Origin of the sequence: Streptomyces sp. NPDC007929 (genome assembly GCF_042959065.1) — a bacterium.
Classification (GTDB): Bacteria; Actinomycetota; Actinomycetes; order Streptomycetales; family Streptomycetaceae; genus Streptomyces.
Window position 1 is genome coordinate 593,553 of sequence record NZ_JBIBKD010000005.1, and the last position, 17,391, is coordinate 610,943.

A 17,391-nucleotide genomic window follows, 5' to 3' on the forward strand; every position below is an offset into this window, starting at 1 on the left:
CGGGACCCGGGGGTGCGCATACCGTTCTGTACGTGACCGAGACGACTCACACGCAGACCACGCCGCCGGAGGGCGGGACCAAGCCGCGCAGCCCCGAGTACCGGGTGGCGGTGGACTCCCTGCGCGGCCTGAGGCAGGACCTCCTCCACGACGCGTTCGCCTACCGGCCGCTGCCGGGCCGGCGCACCGACGGGCCGATCGTCCGGCGGCTCCCGGGCCGGCTTCGGGAGTACGCGGCATGGCTCCCGCACGCGGTGATCATCGCGGCGGCCCTGATCACCCTGGCCTTCTCCACGGTCGACTCCGGCGGCCCGGCCCTGCTGCTCGGTCTGCTCTGCGTGATCCCGGTGCTGCTGACCATGGTGCGCCCGGTCGGAGCGTTCTGGGCGTCCATGGTCTCCACGCCGATCGCCTCCGCGCTCGGCAGCCGGTGGGGGGAATGGCCCTGGGCCGCAGGCAGCTTCGTCTGCCATCTGACCGTGCTGACGGTCGTGGCGATACGCACCCGGCCGCGCACCGCAGGGTGGATGTGGGTGCTGACGGCGCTGTACGCCCTCGTCGCGGACACCGGCATCGGCCCGACCTACTACCAGTACGGCAGCAACTCCGCCGCCATGCTGGTCATATCGGCCCTGATCCTGCTCTGCGTCACCGTCTGGCACATCCGGCGCCACGCCGAGCAGGAGGTCACCGCCCAGCAGACGGTCACGGCGCACGAGCGCTCCCGCCGCACCCTGCTGGAGGAGCGCACCACCATCGCCCGTGAGCTGCACGACGTGGTCGCCCACCACATGTCGGTCGTCGCCATCCAGGCGGAGGCCGCGCCGTACCGGGTGGAGAACCCGCCGCCGGAGCTGGAGAAGGCGTTCGCCACGATCCGGGAGAACGCGGTGGCGGCCCTGACCGAACTGCGCCGGGTGCTCGGTGTCGTCCGCGCCGAGGACTACGAGGTCCCGGACGCCCCGCAGCCCACGCTCGCCGACCTGGACGCACTGCTGGCCAATGTCCGGGAGGCCGGGCTGGGCGTGGAGAAGACGGTGACGGGCGCGGTGCGGGAGCTGCCGCAGGGGGTGGAGCTGTCGGCGTACCGCATCGTGCAGGAGGCCCTGAGCAACACCCTGCGGCACGCGCCGGGGGCCACCGCGCGGGTGGAGATCGGGTACGTTCTCGGCGGCCTGGGGGTGCGCGTGGTCAACGGACCTCCGCCCAACCCGAGCCTCATCAAGCCCTCGCCCGGCGCCGGGCACGGCATCACGGGCATGCGGGAGCGGGTGACGATGCTGACCGGAGAGATGACGACGGGCGGCACGGCGGACGGAGGATACGAGGTGACGGTGTTCCTGCCGGTCGCCCTGCCGGGCGGGGACGACGCATGACCATCCGGGTCCTGATCGCGGACGACCAGATGATGGTGCGCGAAGGCTTCTCGGTCCTGCTGAACGCGATGCCGGACATCGAGGTCGTCGGCGAGGCGGTGAACGGCCGTGAGGCCGTCGCCAAGGTGCGCGAGTTCGCCCCGGACGTGGTGCTGATGGACATCCGCATGCCGGAGCTGAACGGCATCGAGGCGACCCGTGAGATCGTCGCCGCCGACGGCGCGGCGAAGGTGCTGGTGCTCACCACGTTCGACCTCGACGAGTACGTGTACCAGGCGCTGCGCGCGGGCGCCTCGGGCTTCCTCCTCAAGGACGCCTCGGCCCGCCAGCTCGCCGACGGGGTGCGGGTGGTGGCGTCGGGGGAGGCGCTGCTGGCGCCCTCGGTGACCAGGCGCCTGATCACCGAGTTCTCCAAGCTGTCCGAGAAGCCGCGGCTGATGCCCTCCGCGCAGGCGGCCTACGGCGATCTCACCGAGCGGGAGACGGAGGTGCTCGTGCTGATCGCGCAGGGCCTGTCGAACTCGGAGATCGCGGAGCGGCTGGTGGTCGCCGAGTCGACGATCAAGACGCATGTCAGCCGGATCCTGGTCAAGCTGGGCCTCAGGGACCGGACCCAGGCGGCGGTGTTCGCCTACGAGGCCCGGCTGGTGACGCCCGGATAGCCCCGGCCCCGGTCGACTCGGGCAGCCGGGGGACGTCGCCCCGCAGGCCCTCGGCCCCGGGGCGACGAGGACGGATCAGTCCAGCTGCATCGGCGTGCAGTCGCTCACGTACGACTTGGAGACCCAGCCCGTGGTGCCCTTGGCCAGGCCGCTCTTGGACTTCGTGCCGAGCCGCAGCTTGATCCAGGAGCCCTTGGTGGCGAGCTTCTTGCCCCAGTCGTTCTTGTGCAGGATGCCCTTGGACGCGTAGCCGGTGCCGGCGCCCGTGCGGAAGTTCACGCCGCTGCCCTTGTAGACGTAGTAGTAGACCTTGGGCTTGCACGGCATCTCGGCGGCGGTGGCGGCCGGGGCGCTGGCCGCGACCGCACCGGCGGTCAGCGACAGGGCCAGCATGGCCGAGGCGGCCAGACGGGCGGGGACGCGGGTGCGGAGCTTGGCTCGCTGCTGTGTCATGTACTTCTTCCCTCGTTAAGACGCGTGCCGTTCACACGGCCGGACCAGCTTAACGATCTTGTTGTAGCGGGTTCATCGCGGTCGTGTCCCCACCGTGTGAAGGAACACCCCTGGTCAGAGAGGGGGTTCGGGGGCTAGCGTCCCGGCATGGCTGCATTTGACCCGTGGGACCAGGCGTTCCTCGCCGACCCGTACCCCGCCTACGCCGAACTGCGTGCCCAGGGCCGCGTGCGGTACTTCGAGCCCACGGACCAGTGGCTCGTGCCGCACCACGCGGACGTCTCGGCCCTGCTGCGCGACCGGCGCCTGGGCCGGACGTACCAGCACCGGTTCACGCACGAGGAGTTCGGCCGTACGGCGCCCGCGCCGGAGCACGAGCCGTTCCACACGCTCAACGACCACGGGATGCTCGACCTGGAGCCGCCGGACCACACCCGGATCCGCCGCCTGGTGTCGAAGGCGTTCACCCCGCGCACGGTGGAGCGGCTGAAGCCGTATGTGCGGGGCCTGGCCGACGATCTGGCGTCCGCGCTGGTCGAGGCGGGCGGCGGCGACCTGCTGAAGGACGTCGCCGAGCCCCTGCCGGTGGCGGTGATCGCCGAGATGCTCGGCATCCCGGAGTCCGACCGGGCCCCGCTGCGCCCCTGGTCGGCGGACATCTGCGGGATGTACGAGCTGAGCCCGTCCGAGGACACGGCGGCGAAGGCGGTCCGGGCGTCGGTCGAGTTCTCCGACTACCTGCGCGAGCTGATCGCGGCCCGCCGCAAGGAGCCGGGCGAGGACCTCATCTCCGGGCTCATCGAGGCCCACGACGAGGGCGACCGGCTCACCGAGCAGGAGATGATCTCCACCTGCGTGCTGCTGCTCAACGCCGGCCACGAGGCCACCGTGAACGCCACCGTCAACGGCTGGTACGCCCTGTTCCGCAACCCCTCCCAGCTGGAGCTGCTGCGCGCGGACCACTCGCTCGTCCCCTCCGCGATCGAGGAGCTGATGCGCTACGACACCCCGCTCCAGCTGTTCGAACGCTGGGTCCTGGACGAGATCGAGATCGCCGGCACGACGATCCCGCGCGGCGCGGAGATCGCCATGCTCTTCGGCTCCGCCAACCACGACCCGGCCGTGTTCCAGGACCCCTCCGCCCTCGACCTCACCCGCGCGGACAACCCCCACATCTCCTTCAGCGCCGGCATCCACTACTGCATCGGCGCCCCGCTGGCCCGTATCGAACTGGCCGCCTCGATGGGGGCGCTGCTGGAGCGGGCCCCGACGCTGCGACTGGCGGCGGAGCCCGAGCGGAAGCCGAACTTCGTGATCAGGGGGCTGGAGGGGCTGGCCGTGGAGATCGGGTGACCTGGCACCGGAAGACCGTCAGGAGAAGTCGTCCGGTCCCGCTCACCGCCCCGACGGCACCGTCAGCCCCCAGGCGGCCTCCCGCACCACCCACGTCCTGGTCCGTACCGGCCCCGACACCACCGTGTCCGCGCGGTAGCGGAAGTGCGCCCCGGACACCGTCACCGTTCGGCCCTGCGCGAGCAGCGGCGCGGCCTCCGCGCCCACCGACACCGGCCTGACCTCCACCGACGCGACCCCCGCGGTGACCGGTGCCACCGACACGGCCTCCACCGGCTGGTCCAGGTCGACGAGCGTCTCCCCGTCCACCTCGACCCGCAGCCGGGACGGCCCCGGCTCGGGCGCGGCGGCGACCCGGGAAGGGCGGCCCGCCGGGACCAGCGTCCGCACCAGGGACTGGCAGGTCCGCAGCCACGGGTGGCCCGGCGTCCCGTCCGCGTCCGGAAGGTCCTCCGGGACCGTCCCGGCCGCAGCGGGCCGCAGGGGCGGTATCCGCAGCGCGCCGAGCACCACCCCGTCGCTGTCGTCGACCATCAGGTCCATGCGCCGCTCGACCCCGTCGAGCACCGCCCGGGCCGCCGCCACCGTGCCCGTGGGCACCCCCAGCGACCGGGCCAGGGACAGCGCGCCCCCGACCGGCACCACCGACAGGGCACATCCGGCCAGCTCCCGGTGCCGGTGCAGCAGCGCCACCGCGCGGATCAGGGCCCGGTCGTCGCCCACCACCACCGGTCGCCGCGAGCCCCGCCGGGCCAGCGCCCGGGCGAATTCCTCCGGCCCGTCCGGCAGGCACAGCTTGATGCCGGCACCCGCTCCGAGCACGTCTTTCGCGATCCGGACGGACTCTCCGTCCGACCTGCGGGCGACCGGGTCGACCACCACCAGCAACTGCTCGGACGTCGCGGAAGTCGCCACCTCGGCCATGCCTCGCTTCCTCGGGTAGCATCTTTGTGCAAGAGCCCCTTGCGCTATTGCGCCAGGGGCTTCGTCTATTCCGGGGCATCCGGTCCGACGGTTGGCGGCCAACGGCGGTCGCGGTGTACGCGCCTGCGATCCCGCGCGTTCGCCCTCGACCATGGACATGCCCCGCCCGGAAGGGGTGTACGCGCGTGCCCGCACTTGTGCTGCTCGGTGCTCAGTGGGGTGACGAAGGCAAGGGAAAGGCCACCGACCTTCTCGGTGGCTCCGTGGACTATGTAGTGCGCTACCAGGGCGGCAACAACGCCGGCCACACGGTGGTCGTAGGTGACCAGAAGTACGCACTGCACCTCCTCCCTTCCGGAATCCTGTCTCCCGGCTGTACGCCGGTCATCGGAAACGGCGTCGTCGTCGACCCGTCGGTCCTGCTCTCCGAGCTGAGCGGTCTGAACGAGCGTGGCGTCGACACGTCCAAGCTCCTCCTCAGCGGTAACGCGCACATCATCACCCCGTACAACGTGACGGTGGACAAGGTGACCGAGCGCTTCCTCGGCAAGCGGAAGATCGGCACGACCGGGCGCGGCATCGGCCCGACCTACGCCGACAAGATCAACCGCGTCGGTATCCGCGTGCAGGACCTGTACGACGAGTCGATCCTCACGCAGAAGGTCGAGGCGGCCCTCGACGTCAAGAACCAGGTCCTCACCAAGCTCTACAACCGGCGCGCGATCGCCGTGGAGCAGGTGGTCGAGGAGCTGCTGGGCTACGCCGACAAGCTCGCGCCGTACGTCTCCGACACCGTCCTGGTCCTCAACCAGGCGCTGGAGGACGACAAGGTCGTCCTGTTCGAGGGCGGCCAGGGCACGCTCCTGGACATCGACCACGGCACGTACCCCTTCGTCACCTCGTCGAACCCGACCGCGGGCGGTGCCTGCACCGGCGCCGGTGTCGGCCCGACGAAGATCAGCCGGGTCATCGGCATCCTCAAGGCGTACACCACCCGCGTCGGCGCCGGTCCGTTCCCGACCGAGCTGTTCGACGAGGACGGCGAGGCGCTGCGCCGCATCGGCGGGGAGCGTGGTGTCACCACCGGCCGTGACCGCCGCTGCGGCTGGTTCGACGCGGTCATCGCCCGCTACGCGACCCGCGTGAACGGCCTGACCGACTTCTTCCTCACCAAGCTCGACGTCCTCACCGGCTGGGAGCAGATCCCGGTCTGCGTGGCGTACGAGATCGACGGCAAGCGCGTCGAGGAGCTGCCCTACTCGCAGACGGACTTCCACCACGCGAAGCCCGTCTACGAGATGCTGCCGGGCTGGACCGAGGACATCAGCAAGGCGAAGTCGTTCTCCGACCTGCCGAAGAACGCCCAGGCGTACGTGAAGGCGCTGGAGGAGATGTCCGGCGCCCCGATCTCCGCGATCGGCGTCGGGCCGGGCCGGGACGAGACGATCGAGATCAACTCCTTCCTCTGACCCGCCCCCGCGTCCACCGGCCGGCCCCCGTGCCCACGGGGGCCGGCCTGCGTTCCTTCGCAGGGAGAGTCGCCCGGATCGGGCATACGCTGAAGTCGTAACCCGGCGTGCGTCGACCCGAAGAAGGTGACCACGATGCGCGTACTGCTCAAGGCGTCCATGGACACGGAGAAGGCCAACGAGGCCATCCGGAACGGAACCCTGCCGAAGCTGATCCAGGAGTCGCTGGAACAGATCAAGCCCGAAGCGGCCTACTTCACCTCCGACCACGGCAAGCGCACCGCCTACCTGGTCTTCGACATGAAGGAGAGCTGGCAGATGCCGGTCATCAGCGAGCCCTTCTTCCTCCAGCTCGGCGCGGAGATCACCTACACCCCGGTGATGAACGCCGAGGACGTGCAGAAGGGCCTGTCCCAGCTGGGACGCTGAGCCGCGGCTCAGCTGAAGACGATCATCGACCCCTGGGCGAGACTGCGGGTCACGGCCGCGTGCAGCCCGAGCCAGACGTGCCGTTCCCGGGCGAACGGGCTCGGGTCGTACGGGGCGGGCACGGCGGGCTCCTCCAGCTCCGTCGGGGCGAGCGGCGGCTGCGGGGCCGCCGGCGGGTTCGCCGGGTCGATGCCGAGGGCCGGGGCGACCACCTCCAGCTCCCGCAGCAGCGCGTGCGAGGAGCCCAGCGGGCCGCCACCGGCCAGGAGCGCGTCGTCGGCGAGCGGGCCGGGGAAGTCGACGGGGACGTAGGCGCCCGCGTGGTCGTAGTGCCAGACCAGGTGCGACTGCTGGGCCGTCGACTCGAACATCTCCAGCAACTGCTCGTAGTCACCGCCGAGTTCGTCCACGGGCGTCACCGGCAGGCCGCACACCTGGAGCAGATAGGCCCGGCGCAGGAAGTGCAGCGCGTCGTAGTCGAAGCCCGCGACCGGGGCGACCTCGCCGGACAGGCCCGGCATGTACTGGTACACCGGCACCGGCGGCAGACCGGCCTCGGCGAGCACCTTGTTGTATTGCGCGAGTTCCTCGGCGAAGGGGTTGTCCGGCGTGTGGCACAACACGTCGACGAGCGGTACCAGCCACAGGTCACAGGCCAAAGAAGGCTCCTCGCTCAGCGCGGTGGTCGGGTAGCACGATGGTCAAGAAGGGTAGCGGTGCGGCACGGTCACGGCTCCCGCCGTGCATGTCCCATACCCAGACCGGCGGCGGCGACTCGGCTCAACGGGAGGCGAGCCGCTCGATCAGGCTGAGCGAGTGCGTGTTGTACGCGGCGATGATCGCCCGGGCGGCGTCGTTGTCGCGGTCGATGAGCGCGTCGACCAGCTGGGTGTGACCGGCCCACAGCTCGCCCCGCAGATCGGTGAGCCGCCGCAGGTGCTGCACCGCGCACACCCAGGTCTGCACGCGCAGCCGGTGCAGGAAGTCGGCGAGGTAGGGGTTGCCGAAGCAGGCGCCGAGCTCGCGCCAGAAGCGCAGGTCGTAGCCGATGAGGACGGTGAGATCACCGGCGGCGGCGGCGCGCTGCGCCTCCTCGCCGCGCCTGCGGACCCCGGCGACCACGGCGGCGGACCGCGGATCGTCCGGCCGTACGGCGTTGGGCCGCCCCTCGGTCAGCGCCAGGAACATGCCCTCGATGACAAGACCGCGGGCCTCGATCATGCCGCGGAAGTCGTCCACCGAGTACTCGTGGACCCGGAAGCCGCGGTGCTGCACGGCCTCCAGGAGCCCCTGCGCGGAGAGGTCGACGAGCGCCTCGCGCACCGGCGTCGCGGACACCCCGTACTGCTCGGCGATCTCCTTGACCGTGAACTCCTGCCCCGGCTGGAGCCGCCCGGCCAGCACCTCGTCACGAAGCGCGTCGGCGATCTGCTGCCGCAGGGTGCTGCGCGTCACGGCGCCGTTGCCGGAGCTGGCGGGCATGGTCAGGGCGTCTCCCTCGTCGCGTTCGGGTGGCGTGCGCGTCCATGGATCTCCATGCGCGTTCCATGGATGTCTACGAGCACGCCACCTTACGCGTTCGAACGGGACGCGAGGATGCCGGTTACTGACGGGTTTACAGGTGTTTACCCGGTGTACTCGTCCGCCACCCACAGCGCGGCGTCCAGCACGGCGAGGCCCTCCTTGAGCTCCGCCTCGCCGATGTTGCAGGGCGGCACGACATGCGTGCGGTTCATGTTCACGAAGGGCCACAGTCCGCCCTTCTTGGCGGCGGCGGCGAAGGCGGCCATCGGGGCGTTCGCCTCACCGGCCGCGTTGTACGGCACCAGCGGCTCCCGCGTCTCGCGGTCGCGCACCAGCTCCAGCGCCCAGAACATGCCCACGCCGCGCACCTCGCCGACGCTTGGGTGCCGCTCGGCGAGTGCGCGCAGCTCCGGCCCGACGACGTCGGCGCCCAGCCGGGCCGCGTTCTCGACGACGCCCTCCCGGGCCATGACGTCGATCGTCGCGACGGCGGCGGCGCACGCCAGCGGGTGCCCCGAGTACGTCAGACCACCGGGGTAGGGCCGCTTGCCGAACGTCTCCGCGATCGCGCCGGAGATCGCGACCCCGCCCAGCGGCACGTATCCGCTGTTCACGCCCTTGGCGAAGGTCAGCAGGTCCGGTGTGACGTCGAACAGGTCGGCCGCGAACCACTCACCGGTCCGCCCGAACCCGGCCATGACCTCGTCCAGGACGAAGACGATCCCGTACTTGTCGCACAGCTCGCGCACCCCGGCGAGGTAACCGGGCGGCGGGACCATGATCCCGGCCGTGCCCGGGATGGTCTCCAGGATGATCGCCGCGACCGTCGAGGGCCCCTCGAACGCGATCGTCGTCTCCAGGTGCTCCAGCGCCCGGGCGCACTCCTGCTCCTCGGTCTCGGCGTAGAAGCGGGAGCGGTAGAGGTAGGGCGCCCAGAAGTGCACGACCCCGGCCGTGCCGCTGTCGGAGGCCCAGCGGCGCGGGTCACCGGTGATGTTCACGGCCTGCTGGGTGCCGCCGTGGTACGAGCGGTACGCCGAGAGCACCTTCGGGCGGCCGGTGTGCAGACGGGCCATCCGGATGGCGTGCTCGACGGCGTCGGCGCCGCCGTTGGTGAAGAAGATCTTGTCCAGGTCGCCCGGGGTGCGCTCGGCGATCAGCCGGGCCGCCTCCGAACGGGCCTCGACGGCGAACGCGGGCGCGAAGGTCGTCATCTTCGCGGCCTGCTCCTGGATCGCGGCGACGATCTTCGGGTGCTGGTAGCCGACGTTGGTGTAGACGAGCCCGCTGGAGAAGTCGAGGTAGCGCCGGCTGTCGTAGTCCCAGAAGTGCGACCCCTCGGCACCGGCGACGGCGAGCGGGTCGATGAGCTCCTGAGCGGACCAGGAGTGGAACACATGGTCACGGTCGGCGGCCTTGACGGCGGCACCGGCTTCGGGGTTCGGCTGAGGGGTCATGCGGGCGAGCGTAGGCGCGGGGGAGAGGGCGGTGAAATCGGCGGCCTGTCTGGAGTCGGCGGCGGCCCCCCGACAGGTTGTCCAGACGGGACGGGCGGGAGGAAGAGTATTGACAGCATGCTGCCTTCTCGACAGAATGCTGTCATAAGCGCACGGGGATCGAGGAGAAGTCATGAACGCCACCACCGGCAAGCCCGTCCATCTCGCCGTCTACGACACCCTGGCCGACTGGGAGACCGGTCACGCCACGGCCCAGCTGGCCCGCACCGGCCACGAGATCCGCACCGTCGGCCCGGCCACCGCCCCGGTGCGGAGCATCGGCGGCCTGCGCATCCAGCCCGACCTGGCCCTGGCGGACCTGCGTCCCGAGGACAGCGCGCTGCTGATCCTGCCGGGCGCCGACCTCTGGGACACCGGCGACGACCTCGCCCCCTTCGCCCGCACGGCCAGGGCCTTCCTCGACGCGGGCGTCCCGGTCGCCGCCATCTGCGGCGCCACCGCCGGACTCGCCCGCGAGGGCCTGCTCGACGACCGCGACCACACCAGCGCGGTCTCCTTCTACCTGGCCGCCACCGGCTACGCGGGCGGCGCCCGCTACATCGCGACCGACGCCGTCACCGACGGCCCCCTGATCACCGCCGGTCCCACCGAGCCGGTCGCCTTCGCCCGGGAGATCCTCCGGCTCCTCGGCGTCTACGAGGGCGAGGTGCTGGACGCCTGGTACCGGCTGTTCCACGACTCCGACCCGGCGGCCTACGGGGTGCTGGAGAAGGCCGGGGCGCTGTGAGCCGGGAGCGCCAGGACCTGTTCAGCCGCAGCGCCCTCGGGGTGTTCAGGCTCAACGGCCAGTTCCTCGCGGTCGCGGAGGAACTGGCCCGGCCCGCCGGGCTCACCGCCGCCTGGTGGCAGGTGCTCGGCGCGGTCCTCGGGGAGCCGCTGCCGGTCTCCGGCATCGCCCGCGCCATGGGCATCACCCGGCAGAGCGTCCAGCGCATCGCCGACCTGCTGGTGGAGCGGGGGCTCGCGGAGTACCGGCCGAATCCGGCGCACCGCCGGGCCAAGCTCCTCGCACCCACCGCCGAGGGACGTGCCGCGGTCACCCGCATCGACCCCGGCCACGCGGCGTTCGCCGACCGGCTGGCCGAGGCCTTCGGCGAAGCGGAGCTGGCGGAGGCGGTACGGCTGCTCGAACGTCTTTCGACGGTGCTGGACCAGGTGGGCCCGCCCGGGAAGCCGCCTTGGCCTGTTACGGAACCGTAGACATCGCCCAGGCCACCCCGCCCCGGCCCGGCACTATTCTCGATCTGTTGCTCACGTGTGGGGGGAAGGCGGCTGAGCGATGGAGAAGCTGGGGCCCGGGGATCCGCAGCAGATCGGCTCGTACCGATTGCTGGCGCGGCTCGGTGCGGGGGGCATGGGGCACGTCTATCTGGCCCGCTCGGAGCGGAGCCGTACGGTCGCCGTGAAACTCGTGCGCGAGGAACTGGCCGCGCAGGAGGAGTTCCGGGAGCGCTTCCGGCAGGAGGTGCGGGCCGCGCGGCGGGTCGGCGGGTACTGGACGGCGCCGGTGCTGGACGCGGACACCGAGGCGGCGGTGCCGTGGGTTGCCACGGGCTATGTCGCCGGGCCGAGCCTCCAGCAGGTCGTCGGCCACGACCACGGTGCCCTGCCCGAGCGGACGGTGCGCATCCTCGCGGCCGGGCTCGCACACGCGCTCAAGGACATCCACGCCGCCGGGATCGTCCACCGTGACCTCAAGCCGTCCAACGTGCTGGTCACCATCGACGGCCCGCGCGTCATCGACTTCGGTATCGCCCGCGCCCTGGAGACCGTGACGGACGGCGGGCTCACCCGTACCGGCGCGCTCGTCGGATCGCCCGGCTTCATGGCGCCCGAGCAGGTGCGGGGCGACCGCATCACCCCGGCGTGCGACGTGTTCTGCCTCGGCTCGGTCCTCGCCTACGCCGCGACCGGCGCCCTGCCCTTCGGCACCGCCAACAGCGGCGTGCACGCCCTGATGTTCCGCATCGCCCAGGAGGAACCGGACCTGGACGGCGTCCCCGAGGGCATCGCCGACCTGGTCCGCGACTGCCTGCGCAAGGACCCCGCCGCCCGCCCCTCCCTCGACCGCGTCCTGCAACGCACCGGCGCGGACGACACCGTCTCCGACGGCCGCGCCCTCGACCCCTGGCTACCGAGCGCGCTGGTGGCCCAACTGGGGCGACACGCGGTGCGGTTGCTGGACGCGGAGGATCCTGAGGGGGCGGTCGGCGCCGCCACACCACCCACGGGACGACCGGCCCCCGACCCCGGCACGAACCCGCCCCCCGCCCCCGGCACAAGCCCCAGCGGCACCCAGGGCCCCGGCTCCGACGGGAATCCCGGCCCTGGACCCGGAGGGGGCATGGGCTCCGGCGGGGGTCCTGACCACAGCGTGAAGCCGGGCTCTGGTCCTGGAGCGAATCCGGGCTCTGGCCCCGGCATGATTCCGGGCTCCGGTCCCGGGCCCACTCCCGAACACGCCCCCGCCGCCGACGAGTCGTCGTCGCCGCGCCCGGCCTCCGCGGCGGCGCCCGGCGTCACGCCCGTCCCGCCCCCGCCGGGCCGGCCGGGCGAGGGGCCGCCGGTCAACCACCTGCCCACCATGGTCGCGGGGCAGGGCGCACCCCCGGCGCCCGCGCAACTCCCGCCCGCGGGCGCCCCGCCCCACCCCCACCCGCCGTCACAGCCGCAGACACCCCCGCCCCCGTACCCGGCGTACGGCTATCCCCAGCAGCATCCCCAGCCCCACCCCGGCTACGGCGGCCTCGGCTCCACCCCGCCCTACGGCCCGCCGCCGTACGGCACGACCCCGCCGTACGGCCCCCCGCAGCCGCAGCAGCCGCGGGGGAACGGCCGTTCCACCGCGCTGCTCGTCGTGATCGCCCTGGTCGTGGCGCTCGCCGCCGGAGGGTCGGTGTACGCGCTGATGCAGGGCGGCGCCGACGACCGGGCCGACGACCGCCCCGGTCCCACGCAGGGCACGAGCGCCCAGCCGACCACCCCGGGCCCGTCCCCGACGACCTCGCAGCCGGGCCCCTCCCCGTCCCCGGCGGACGGCACGATCCCGGCCGGGTACCTGGGCACCTGGGCCACGACCATCGACAACGCCGACGGGGAGCACAGCCGTTCGCTCACCATCCGGCAGGGCGAACCGGGCGACACGGTCCTCTCCCTCGTGGCCGACGGCCCGACGAAGGGGGGCGGCAATTACCACTGCGTGTTCGAGGGGCGGTTGACCGCGGCCCCCGGCACCGGCGGCGCACTGGCGATCGGCCCGTCCACCGTGAAGGTCGGGCAACCCCGCACCGCCTGCACCCCCGGCGCGGCCACCGAGGTGACCCTCCTGCCCGACGGCACGCTGGAACGAGTCAACACCAGCAGCGGCGAACGCCTGACCTACACGAAGCAGTAACCGACACGCTCACCGCGGCTCCGGCGGCCGCTGCCGCGGCATGTTCGGCCGGGCCGCCCCATGCGGCGGCGGCACCGCGAACCGCCCGTTCACCCCCACCTCGGCCCCCCGCCCCGGCCCCGGGAACACCACCGCCTGCAACCCCGCCGGCGTCGACCCCCCGGTCCGGAACTCCCCCATCCAGTCCGCCGTCTCCACCCGCACCAGCTCCGTCAGATCCTCGGAGAACCTCCGCAGCACCCCGAGACACCGCTCCGCCGCCTCCCCGGCCGTCCCCTCCGCGGGCCCCAGCACCTCCCGCACACTCTCCGCCGCCCAGTCGAACTGCAGAGCCTGCAACCGCCGCTGCACGGCCTGCGCGGTCGCCACGTCCCGCATCCAGCCGGACGTCACCGCGAAGTACCGGTCGACGGCCACGCACGCCGCCCCCACGAGCAGTGCCAGACACCCCCAGGGCGCGATCCCGCCCACGACCCCGGTCAGGTCCAGCAGAGGCAGGGTGACCCCGGTGGCCGCCCCCACCGCGGCCCCGCAGCGCAGCGCCCGCGCACACCGCCGCTTCCACACCCGGTCCGCGAGGTACCAGGCCGCCGTCCGCAGCGCCCCGTGCTCCACCCACCGGTACAGCTCGTCCAGCCGGAGCGCCGGCTCACCCCAGTCCCCGAGCGGGAAGACCCGCCCGGTCAGATCGCCCGGCCGCAGCCCGGCCGCCGCCTGCTCGCCCCGTCCGTCCTGAGGCGGCCCCTCGGGCTGCATCTCCGGCTGACCCACCCGGCACTCCTCACTGACCACGAATGACCACGTACGGTTCACTCACCGATCACGCTGCGTGATGGACGAAAGCCCGCGCCTTCCCCGCGCCCGACCCTTCCTACCTCCCAATGGGTGGCGAAGACGTAGCTTTCGCCTCTTTTCCGCCCGGAAGTATTCCTTGATCAGGTATAGGGCGCGAGGGGGACTCACTCGAAAGAGTGCTGGGGCGGCGGCAGCCCCGACCACGTAGGCTCGTGCCGAACGGGAAAACCCGTACCGAGCAAGGAGCTGATCGTGATCCCCGGTGGTGGCCAGCCCAATATGCAGCAGCTGCTCCAGCAGGCCCAGAAGATGCAACAGGACCTGGCACAGGCGCAGGAGGAACTGGCGCAGACGGAGGTCGACGGGCAGGCGGGCGGAGGTCTGGTGACGGCCACCGTCACCGGCGCCGGAGAACTGCGCGCCCTGAAGATCGACCCGAAGGCGGTGGATCCCGAGGCCGCAACCCTCGAAGAGACGGCCGAGACCCTCGCCGACCTGGTCGTGGCGGCCGTGCAGGCGGCCAACGAGAACGCGCAGGCGCTCCAGCAGCAGAAGCTGGGCCCCCTCGCGCAGGGTCTGGGCGGCGGAGGCATTCCCGGCCTGCCGTTCTGACCCGGCGCACCGCCTTCCTCGAAGAGGCGGCAGACAACTACGGTACGTACGGGACGGTGCGTACCGACCCCGAAGACCCAGGAAGGGCAGTCCGTTGTACGAAGGCGTGGTCCAGGACCTGATCGACGAGCTGGGGCGGTTGCCCGGCGTCGGTCCGAAGGGCGCCCAGCGGATCGCCTTCCACATCCTCCAGGCCGAGCCGACCGACGTACGGCGCCTCGCGCAGGCGCTGATGGAGGTCAAGGCGAAGGTCCGCTTCTGCGCGACCTGCGGCAACGTCGCGCAGGAGGAGCTGTGCAACATCTGCCGCGACACCCGCCGCGACCCGGCCGTCATCTGCGTGGTGGAGGAGCCGAAGGACGTCGTGGCGATCGAGCGCACGCGTGAGTTCCGGGGCCGCTACCACGTCCTGGGCGGCGCGATCAGCCCCATCGACGGGGTGGGCCCGGACGACCTGCGCATCAGGGAACTGCTGGCCCGCCTGGCCGACGGCACGGTCACGGAGCTCATCCTGGCCACGGACCCGAATCTGGAAGGCGAGGCGACGGCGACGTACCTCGCCCGCATGATCAAGCCCATGGGCCTGAAGGTCACCCGCCTGGCCAGCGGCCTCCCGGTGGGTGGGGACCTGGAATACGCGGACGAGGTCACCCTCGGACGCGCCTTCGAGGGGAGACGACTCCTAGATGTCTGACGCCACGCTGCACGCGACCGACCAGAACCCGGACGATTTCGCGGTCCAGATCGCGGATCAGATCGAGAGCTTCCTGGTCGCCGTCACAGAGGTCGCGAAGGGCGACGAGCCGGAATCGGCCGTGCCCTTCCTCCTCCTGGAGGTCTCCCAACTCCTCCTGGCCGGCGGCCGCCTCGGCGCGCACGAGGACATCGTGCCCGACGAGCGCTACGAACCGGACTCGGGCCCCGAGCCGGACGTCGACGCGCTCCGCGAGAACCTGATCCGCCTGCTGGACCCGATCGACGTCTACTCCGAGGTCTTCGACCCCTACGAGCCCCGCAAGGCGCCCGTGCCGGCCCGGATCTCCGACGACCTCGCCGACGTCATGGCCGACCTGCGGCACGGCATGTCCCACTACCGTGCGGGCCGCACCACCGAGGCGCTGTGGTGGTGGCAGTTCTCCTACTTCTCCAACTGGGGCTCCACGGCGTCGGCCACCCTCCGGGCCCTCCAGTCGGTCCTCGCCCACGTCCGCCTCAACCAGCCCCTCGCCGAACTCGACGGCCTGGACACGGACCAGGGCATGGGCGACGACACCCTGGAGATCGAGGCGGGCCGGGTCATGGCCGAGGAGATCGCGGGACCGCTGGGACTGCGCCCGGCGAAGTAGCCGCGGTCCGTTCGAGGGGCGCCCTCACAGGGCCGGGGGCGCGATGTCCGGCCCCGGCGGCCGGGCCACCGTCATGCCGATGGCCCAGGGCACCCGTGCGACGGCGGGCAGTTCACCGACGGTTTCCGCGAGCAGCCGGCGCATCGTCCTCCCGCCGAAGCGCCGTACGCCCATCGCCACCACCCCGATCACGTCGAGATCCGCGACGTCGACGGGGGCGGCGGCCTTGGACCAGGTCAGTTCGTTCGCCATGGCGAGATCGACCGACTTGGCGTAGGCCCGGGACAGTTCGGCCAGTGTGGCGGCGTAGGACTCCGCCGCGCGGTCGCCGTCCTCCAGGAGGTTCAGGGCGAGCCCCCAGAACGTCCGTACGGGCATGGCCAGGGAGCCCACCGGGACCACGCCGACGCGGTGGGGCGACTCGGTGGCGAATGCGGTGAGCCGGTCCCGGGCCGCCGGATCGTCCCCGGCCAGCATGGCGCAGGCCAGCAGGAGATAGGTCTGTTGCTGCGGATGGTCCAGCAGGCCGTCCGGTTCGCTTGTGCCAGGGCCCTCGGTGAGGAGCCGCCGGGTCCAGCCGTCGCTGGTGGGCCGCTCGACCCCGCGGGGTGCCAGGGAGGCCCGGAGATAGGCGCCGAACGTGAGGCCCGATCTGGTGAACAGGCCGGCGGCCTGCGCGAGCGCCCCGCGAACGGCCCGGCGGGGCTCGACCAGCAGCCGCCACTGCCCGGCCAGCCGGTAGGCCGACGCGGCCTCGATCAGGGCGGGTGCGCCCGGCCGCTCGTCCGATTCCGCTTCCCCGAGGACCAGTCGGGCGTAGGCCTCGTGGAAGTCGGCGGCGGTCGAGACCTGCTCGGCGGAGAGCCGCAGCGGCTCCAGCGGCGAGAAGTCCGAGGGCGGAGAGACCACTTCAGATCAGCTCCCTGACGTTGCTCAGCGCCTCGGGCTCCGTGAAGTGCGGGTTGAGGTGCTCCCACTCCTTGCGCAGCAGTCCGCGTCGCGGTCCCAGACCCACTTCGTGCAGTCGCGCACCTGCGTCGCCGGCACGTACACCTTGGCCGTCACCTCGCCCTCGGTCTGGAACGGCGAGTATCTGCGGTAGGTGTTCAGGTCCCGGATCTCCTCGGCGACCCCGTGCACCGGCACCGCGGAACGGGGTGCCAGGACGACCCAGCAGGTGTAGAGGTAGGCCTCCCGCCGGGCGCCGAACCGGGTGCCGAACCACAACGCCGTGTGGCGGGCGGTGTGGACGAAGTTGGTCTTCGCCACCGCGTCCCGCTCCACCGTCCCGCACGACAGGGAGATGAACGGGCTCTGTTCGCAGAACGGCTCTCCCGTGGCCGGGTCCGTCCGCTCGAAGTGATTGACGTGCCGGTCGAGGTTCTGCTCGGTGAGCTTGGTGGCGAACTCGGCCAGCGGGACCCGGCCGTGCCTCAGCAACCAACGGCTGGAGATCCCGGACCGGCGGTCGATCAGCGCGCGGGCCTCGTCGTCACCCGATAACGCCAGCCCCTTGATGCACCACTGCACGATCATG

At 72.0% G+C, this 17,391-nt stretch carries 19 protein-coding genes; 11 read left to right on the forward strand and 8 right to left on the reverse strand.

Translation table 11 applies throughout. The features are described from left to right. Positions 1-32 precede the first annotated feature (32 nt). Together ACFZDE_RS20120 and ACFZDE_RS20125 are read left to right on the forward strand one after the other, a co-directional pair. Positions 33-1,376 carry a histidine kinase gene (locus tag ACFZDE_RS20120; RefSeq protein WP_391003478.1) on the forward strand — a complete coding sequence of 448 codons (1,344 nt, stop codon included), beginning with the start codon at positions 33-35 and terminating at the stop codon, positions 1,374-1,376. Continuing rightward, entirely contained in the window at positions 1,373-2,038 is a 666-nt protein-coding gene (locus ACFZDE_RS20125) for a response regulator transcription factor (protein ID WP_356652701.1), read from the forward strand. The genes ACFZDE_RS20120 and ACFZDE_RS20125 overlap by 4 nt, the downstream gene beginning before the upstream one ends. A gap of 75 nt (positions 2,039-2,113) precedes the next feature. Here ACFZDE_RS20125 and ACFZDE_RS20130 read toward each other — a convergent pair whose 3' ends face one another. Then, the gene (locus ACFZDE_RS20130) at positions 2,114-2,491 is read right to left on the reverse strand and encodes an SH3 domain-containing protein (RefSeq protein ID WP_391003481.1); all 378 of its coding nucleotides are present in this window, start codon (positions 2,489-2,491) and stop codon (positions 2,114-2,116) included. 147 nt (positions 2,492-2,638) lie between these two features. On the opposite strand from ACFZDE_RS20130, the gene ACFZDE_RS20135 reads away from it, so the two are divergent. Then, positions 2,639-3,844 carry a cytochrome P450 gene (locus tag ACFZDE_RS20135; protein WP_391201174.1) on the forward strand — a complete coding sequence of 402 codons (1,206 nt, stop codon included), beginning with the start codon at positions 2,639-2,641 and terminating at the stop codon, positions 3,842-3,844. 42 nt (positions 3,845-3,886) lie between these two features. Here ACFZDE_RS20135 and ACFZDE_RS20140 read toward each other — a convergent pair whose 3' ends face one another. Further along, positions 3,887-4,768 carry a diacylglycerol kinase family protein gene (locus tag ACFZDE_RS20140; RefSeq protein ID WP_391201176.1) on the reverse strand — a complete coding sequence of 294 codons (882 nt, stop codon included), beginning with the start codon at positions 4,766-4,768 and terminating at the stop codon, positions 3,887-3,889. Between the two features lie 185 nt (positions 4,769-4,953). On the opposite strand from ACFZDE_RS20140, the gene ACFZDE_RS20145 reads away from it, so the two are divergent. Both ACFZDE_RS20145 and ACFZDE_RS20150 read left to right on the forward strand, forming a co-directional pair. After that, a complete protein-coding gene (locus tag ACFZDE_RS20145; protein ID WP_391201178.1) occupies positions 4,954-6,237 on the forward strand; it encodes an adenylosuccinate synthase in 1,284 nt (427 codons plus the stop codon). Between the two features lie 135 nt (positions 6,238-6,372). Further along, positions 6,373-6,666, forward strand: a complete 294-nt coding sequence (locus tag ACFZDE_RS20150) for a hypothetical protein (protein WP_391003489.1) — start codon at positions 6,373-6,375, stop codon at positions 6,664-6,666. Between the two features lie 8 nt (positions 6,667-6,674). Here the strand turns inward: ACFZDE_RS20150 and ACFZDE_RS20155 are convergent, their stop codons facing one another. From ACFZDE_RS20155 to ACFZDE_RS20165, 3 genes are all read right to left on the reverse strand, one after another. Then, a complete protein-coding gene (locus tag ACFZDE_RS20155; RefSeq protein ID WP_030846270.1) occupies positions 6,675-7,325 on the reverse strand; it encodes a hypothetical protein in 651 nt (216 codons plus the stop codon). 121 nt (positions 7,326-7,446) lie between these two features. Continuing rightward, on the reverse strand, positions 7,447-8,148 hold the full coding sequence (locus tag ACFZDE_RS20160) for a GntR family transcriptional regulator (RefSeq protein ID WP_391003492.1): 702 nt from the start codon (positions 8,146-8,148) through the stop codon (positions 7,447-7,449). 143 nt (positions 8,149-8,291) lie between these two features. After that, the gene (locus tag ACFZDE_RS20165; RefSeq protein ID WP_391201180.1) at positions 8,292-9,647 is read right to left on the reverse strand and encodes an aminotransferase class III-fold pyridoxal phosphate-dependent enzyme; all 1,356 of its coding nucleotides are present in this window, start codon (positions 9,645-9,647) and stop codon (positions 8,292-8,294) included. Between the two features lie 172 nt (positions 9,648-9,819). Here ACFZDE_RS20165 and ACFZDE_RS20170 point away from each other — a divergent pair, with 172 nt between their 5' ends. From ACFZDE_RS20170 to ACFZDE_RS20180, 3 genes are all read left to right on the forward strand, one after another. Then, entirely contained in the window at positions 9,820-10,434 is a 615-nt protein-coding gene (locus ACFZDE_RS20170; RefSeq protein WP_391201182.1) for a DJ-1/PfpI family protein, read from the forward strand. Further along, positions 10,431-10,907: a MarR family transcriptional regulator gene (locus ACFZDE_RS20175; RefSeq protein WP_391201184.1), complete on the forward strand. Its 477-nt coding sequence runs from the start codon at positions 10,431-10,433 to the stop codon at positions 10,905-10,907. The genes ACFZDE_RS20170 and ACFZDE_RS20175 overlap by 4 nt, the downstream gene beginning before the upstream one ends. 79 nt (positions 10,908-10,986) lie before the next feature. Continuing rightward, complete coding sequence (locus tag ACFZDE_RS20180) at positions 10,987-13,101, forward strand: protein kinase (protein ID WP_391201186.1); 2,115 nt, start codon at positions 10,987-10,989, stop codon at positions 13,099-13,101. A gap of 9 nt (positions 13,102-13,110) precedes the next feature. Here the strand turns inward: ACFZDE_RS20180 and ACFZDE_RS20185 are convergent, their stop codons facing one another. Beyond that, positions 13,111-13,872, reverse strand: a complete 762-nt coding sequence (locus tag ACFZDE_RS20185; protein WP_391003502.1) for an SLATT domain-containing protein — start codon at positions 13,870-13,872, stop codon at positions 13,111-13,113. A gap of 276 nt (positions 13,873-14,148) precedes the next feature. Here ACFZDE_RS20185 and ACFZDE_RS20190 point away from each other — a divergent pair, with 276 nt between their 5' ends. The 3 genes from ACFZDE_RS20190 (at position 14,149) to ACFZDE_RS20200 (ending at position 15,854) form a co-directional block, all read left to right on the forward strand. Next, positions 14,149-14,508, forward strand: coding sequence for a YbaB/EbfC family nucleoid-associated protein (locus ACFZDE_RS20190; RefSeq protein ID WP_391201188.1), 360 nt, complete (start codon positions 14,149-14,151; stop codon positions 14,506-14,508). A 94-nt stretch (positions 14,509-14,602) separates the two neighbouring features. After that, positions 14,603-15,202 carry a recombination mediator RecR gene (gene recR / locus ACFZDE_RS20195; RefSeq protein WP_381581955.1) on the forward strand — a complete coding sequence of 200 codons (600 nt, stop codon included), beginning with the start codon at positions 14,603-14,605 and terminating at the stop codon, positions 15,200-15,202. Beyond that, positions 15,195-15,854 carry a DUF5063 domain-containing protein gene (locus ACFZDE_RS20200; RefSeq protein ID WP_391003507.1) on the forward strand — a complete coding sequence of 220 codons (660 nt, stop codon included), beginning with the start codon at positions 15,195-15,197 and terminating at the stop codon, positions 15,852-15,854. Before recR ends, ACFZDE_RS20200 begins: the two co-directional genes overlap by 8 nt. A 24-nt stretch (positions 15,855-15,878) precedes the next feature. Here ACFZDE_RS20200 and ACFZDE_RS20205 read toward each other — a convergent pair whose 3' ends face one another. After that, positions 15,879-16,763 carry a hypothetical protein gene (locus tag ACFZDE_RS20205; RefSeq protein WP_391201190.1) on the reverse strand — a complete coding sequence of 295 codons (885 nt, stop codon included), beginning with the start codon at positions 16,761-16,763 and terminating at the stop codon, positions 15,879-15,881. Between the two features lie 24 nt (positions 16,764-16,787). Then, positions 16,788-17,390: a hypothetical protein gene (locus ACFZDE_RS20210; RefSeq protein ID WP_391201192.1), complete on the reverse strand. Its 603-nt coding sequence runs from the start codon at positions 17,388-17,390 to the stop codon at positions 16,788-16,790. Position 17,391 lies beyond the last annotated feature (1 nt).

Excerpts from the sequence above, each read along its gene's own strand:
- ACFZDE_RS20125 (WP_356652701.1), top strand. The coding sequence starts at position 1,373 with ATGACCATCCGGGTCCTGATCGCGGACGACCAGATGATGGTGCGCGAA.
- ACFZDE_RS20130 (WP_391003481.1), bottom strand. The coding sequence starts at position 2,491 with ATGACACAGCAGCGAGCCAAGCTCCGCACCCGCGTCCCCGCCCGTCTG.
- ACFZDE_RS20135 (WP_391201174.1), top strand. The coding sequence starts at position 2,639 with ATGGCTGCATTTGACCCGTGGGACCAGGCGTTCCTCGCCGACCCGTAC.
- ACFZDE_RS20140 (WP_391201176.1), bottom strand. The coding sequence starts at position 4,768 with ATGGCCGAGGTGGCGACTTCCGCGACGTCCGAGCAGTTGCTGGTGGTG.
- ACFZDE_RS20150 (WP_391003489.1), top strand. The coding sequence starts at position 6,373 with ATGCGCGTACTGCTCAAGGCGTCCATGGACACGGAGAAGGCCAACGAG.
- ACFZDE_RS20160 (WP_391003492.1), bottom strand. The coding sequence starts at position 8,148 with ATGCCCGCCAGCTCCGGCAACGGCGCCGTGACGCGCAGCACCCTGCGG.
- ACFZDE_RS20165 (WP_391201180.1), bottom strand. The coding sequence starts at position 9,647 with ATGACCCCTCAGCCGAACCCCGAAGCCGGTGCCGCCGTCAAGGCCGCC.
- ACFZDE_RS20170 (WP_391201182.1), top strand. The coding sequence starts at position 9,820 with ATGAACGCCACCACCGGCAAGCCCGTCCATCTCGCCGTCTACGACACC.
- ACFZDE_RS20180 (WP_391201186.1), top strand. The coding sequence starts at position 10,987 with ATGGAGAAGCTGGGGCCCGGGGATCCGCAGCAGATCGGCTCGTACCGA.
- ACFZDE_RS20200 (WP_391003507.1), top strand. The coding sequence starts at position 15,195 with ATGTCTGACGCCACGCTGCACGCGACCGACCAGAACCCGGACGATTTC.
- ACFZDE_RS20210 (WP_391201192.1), bottom strand. The coding sequence starts at position 17,390 with ATGATCGTGCAGTGGTGCATCAAGGGGCTGGCGTTATCGGGTGACGAC.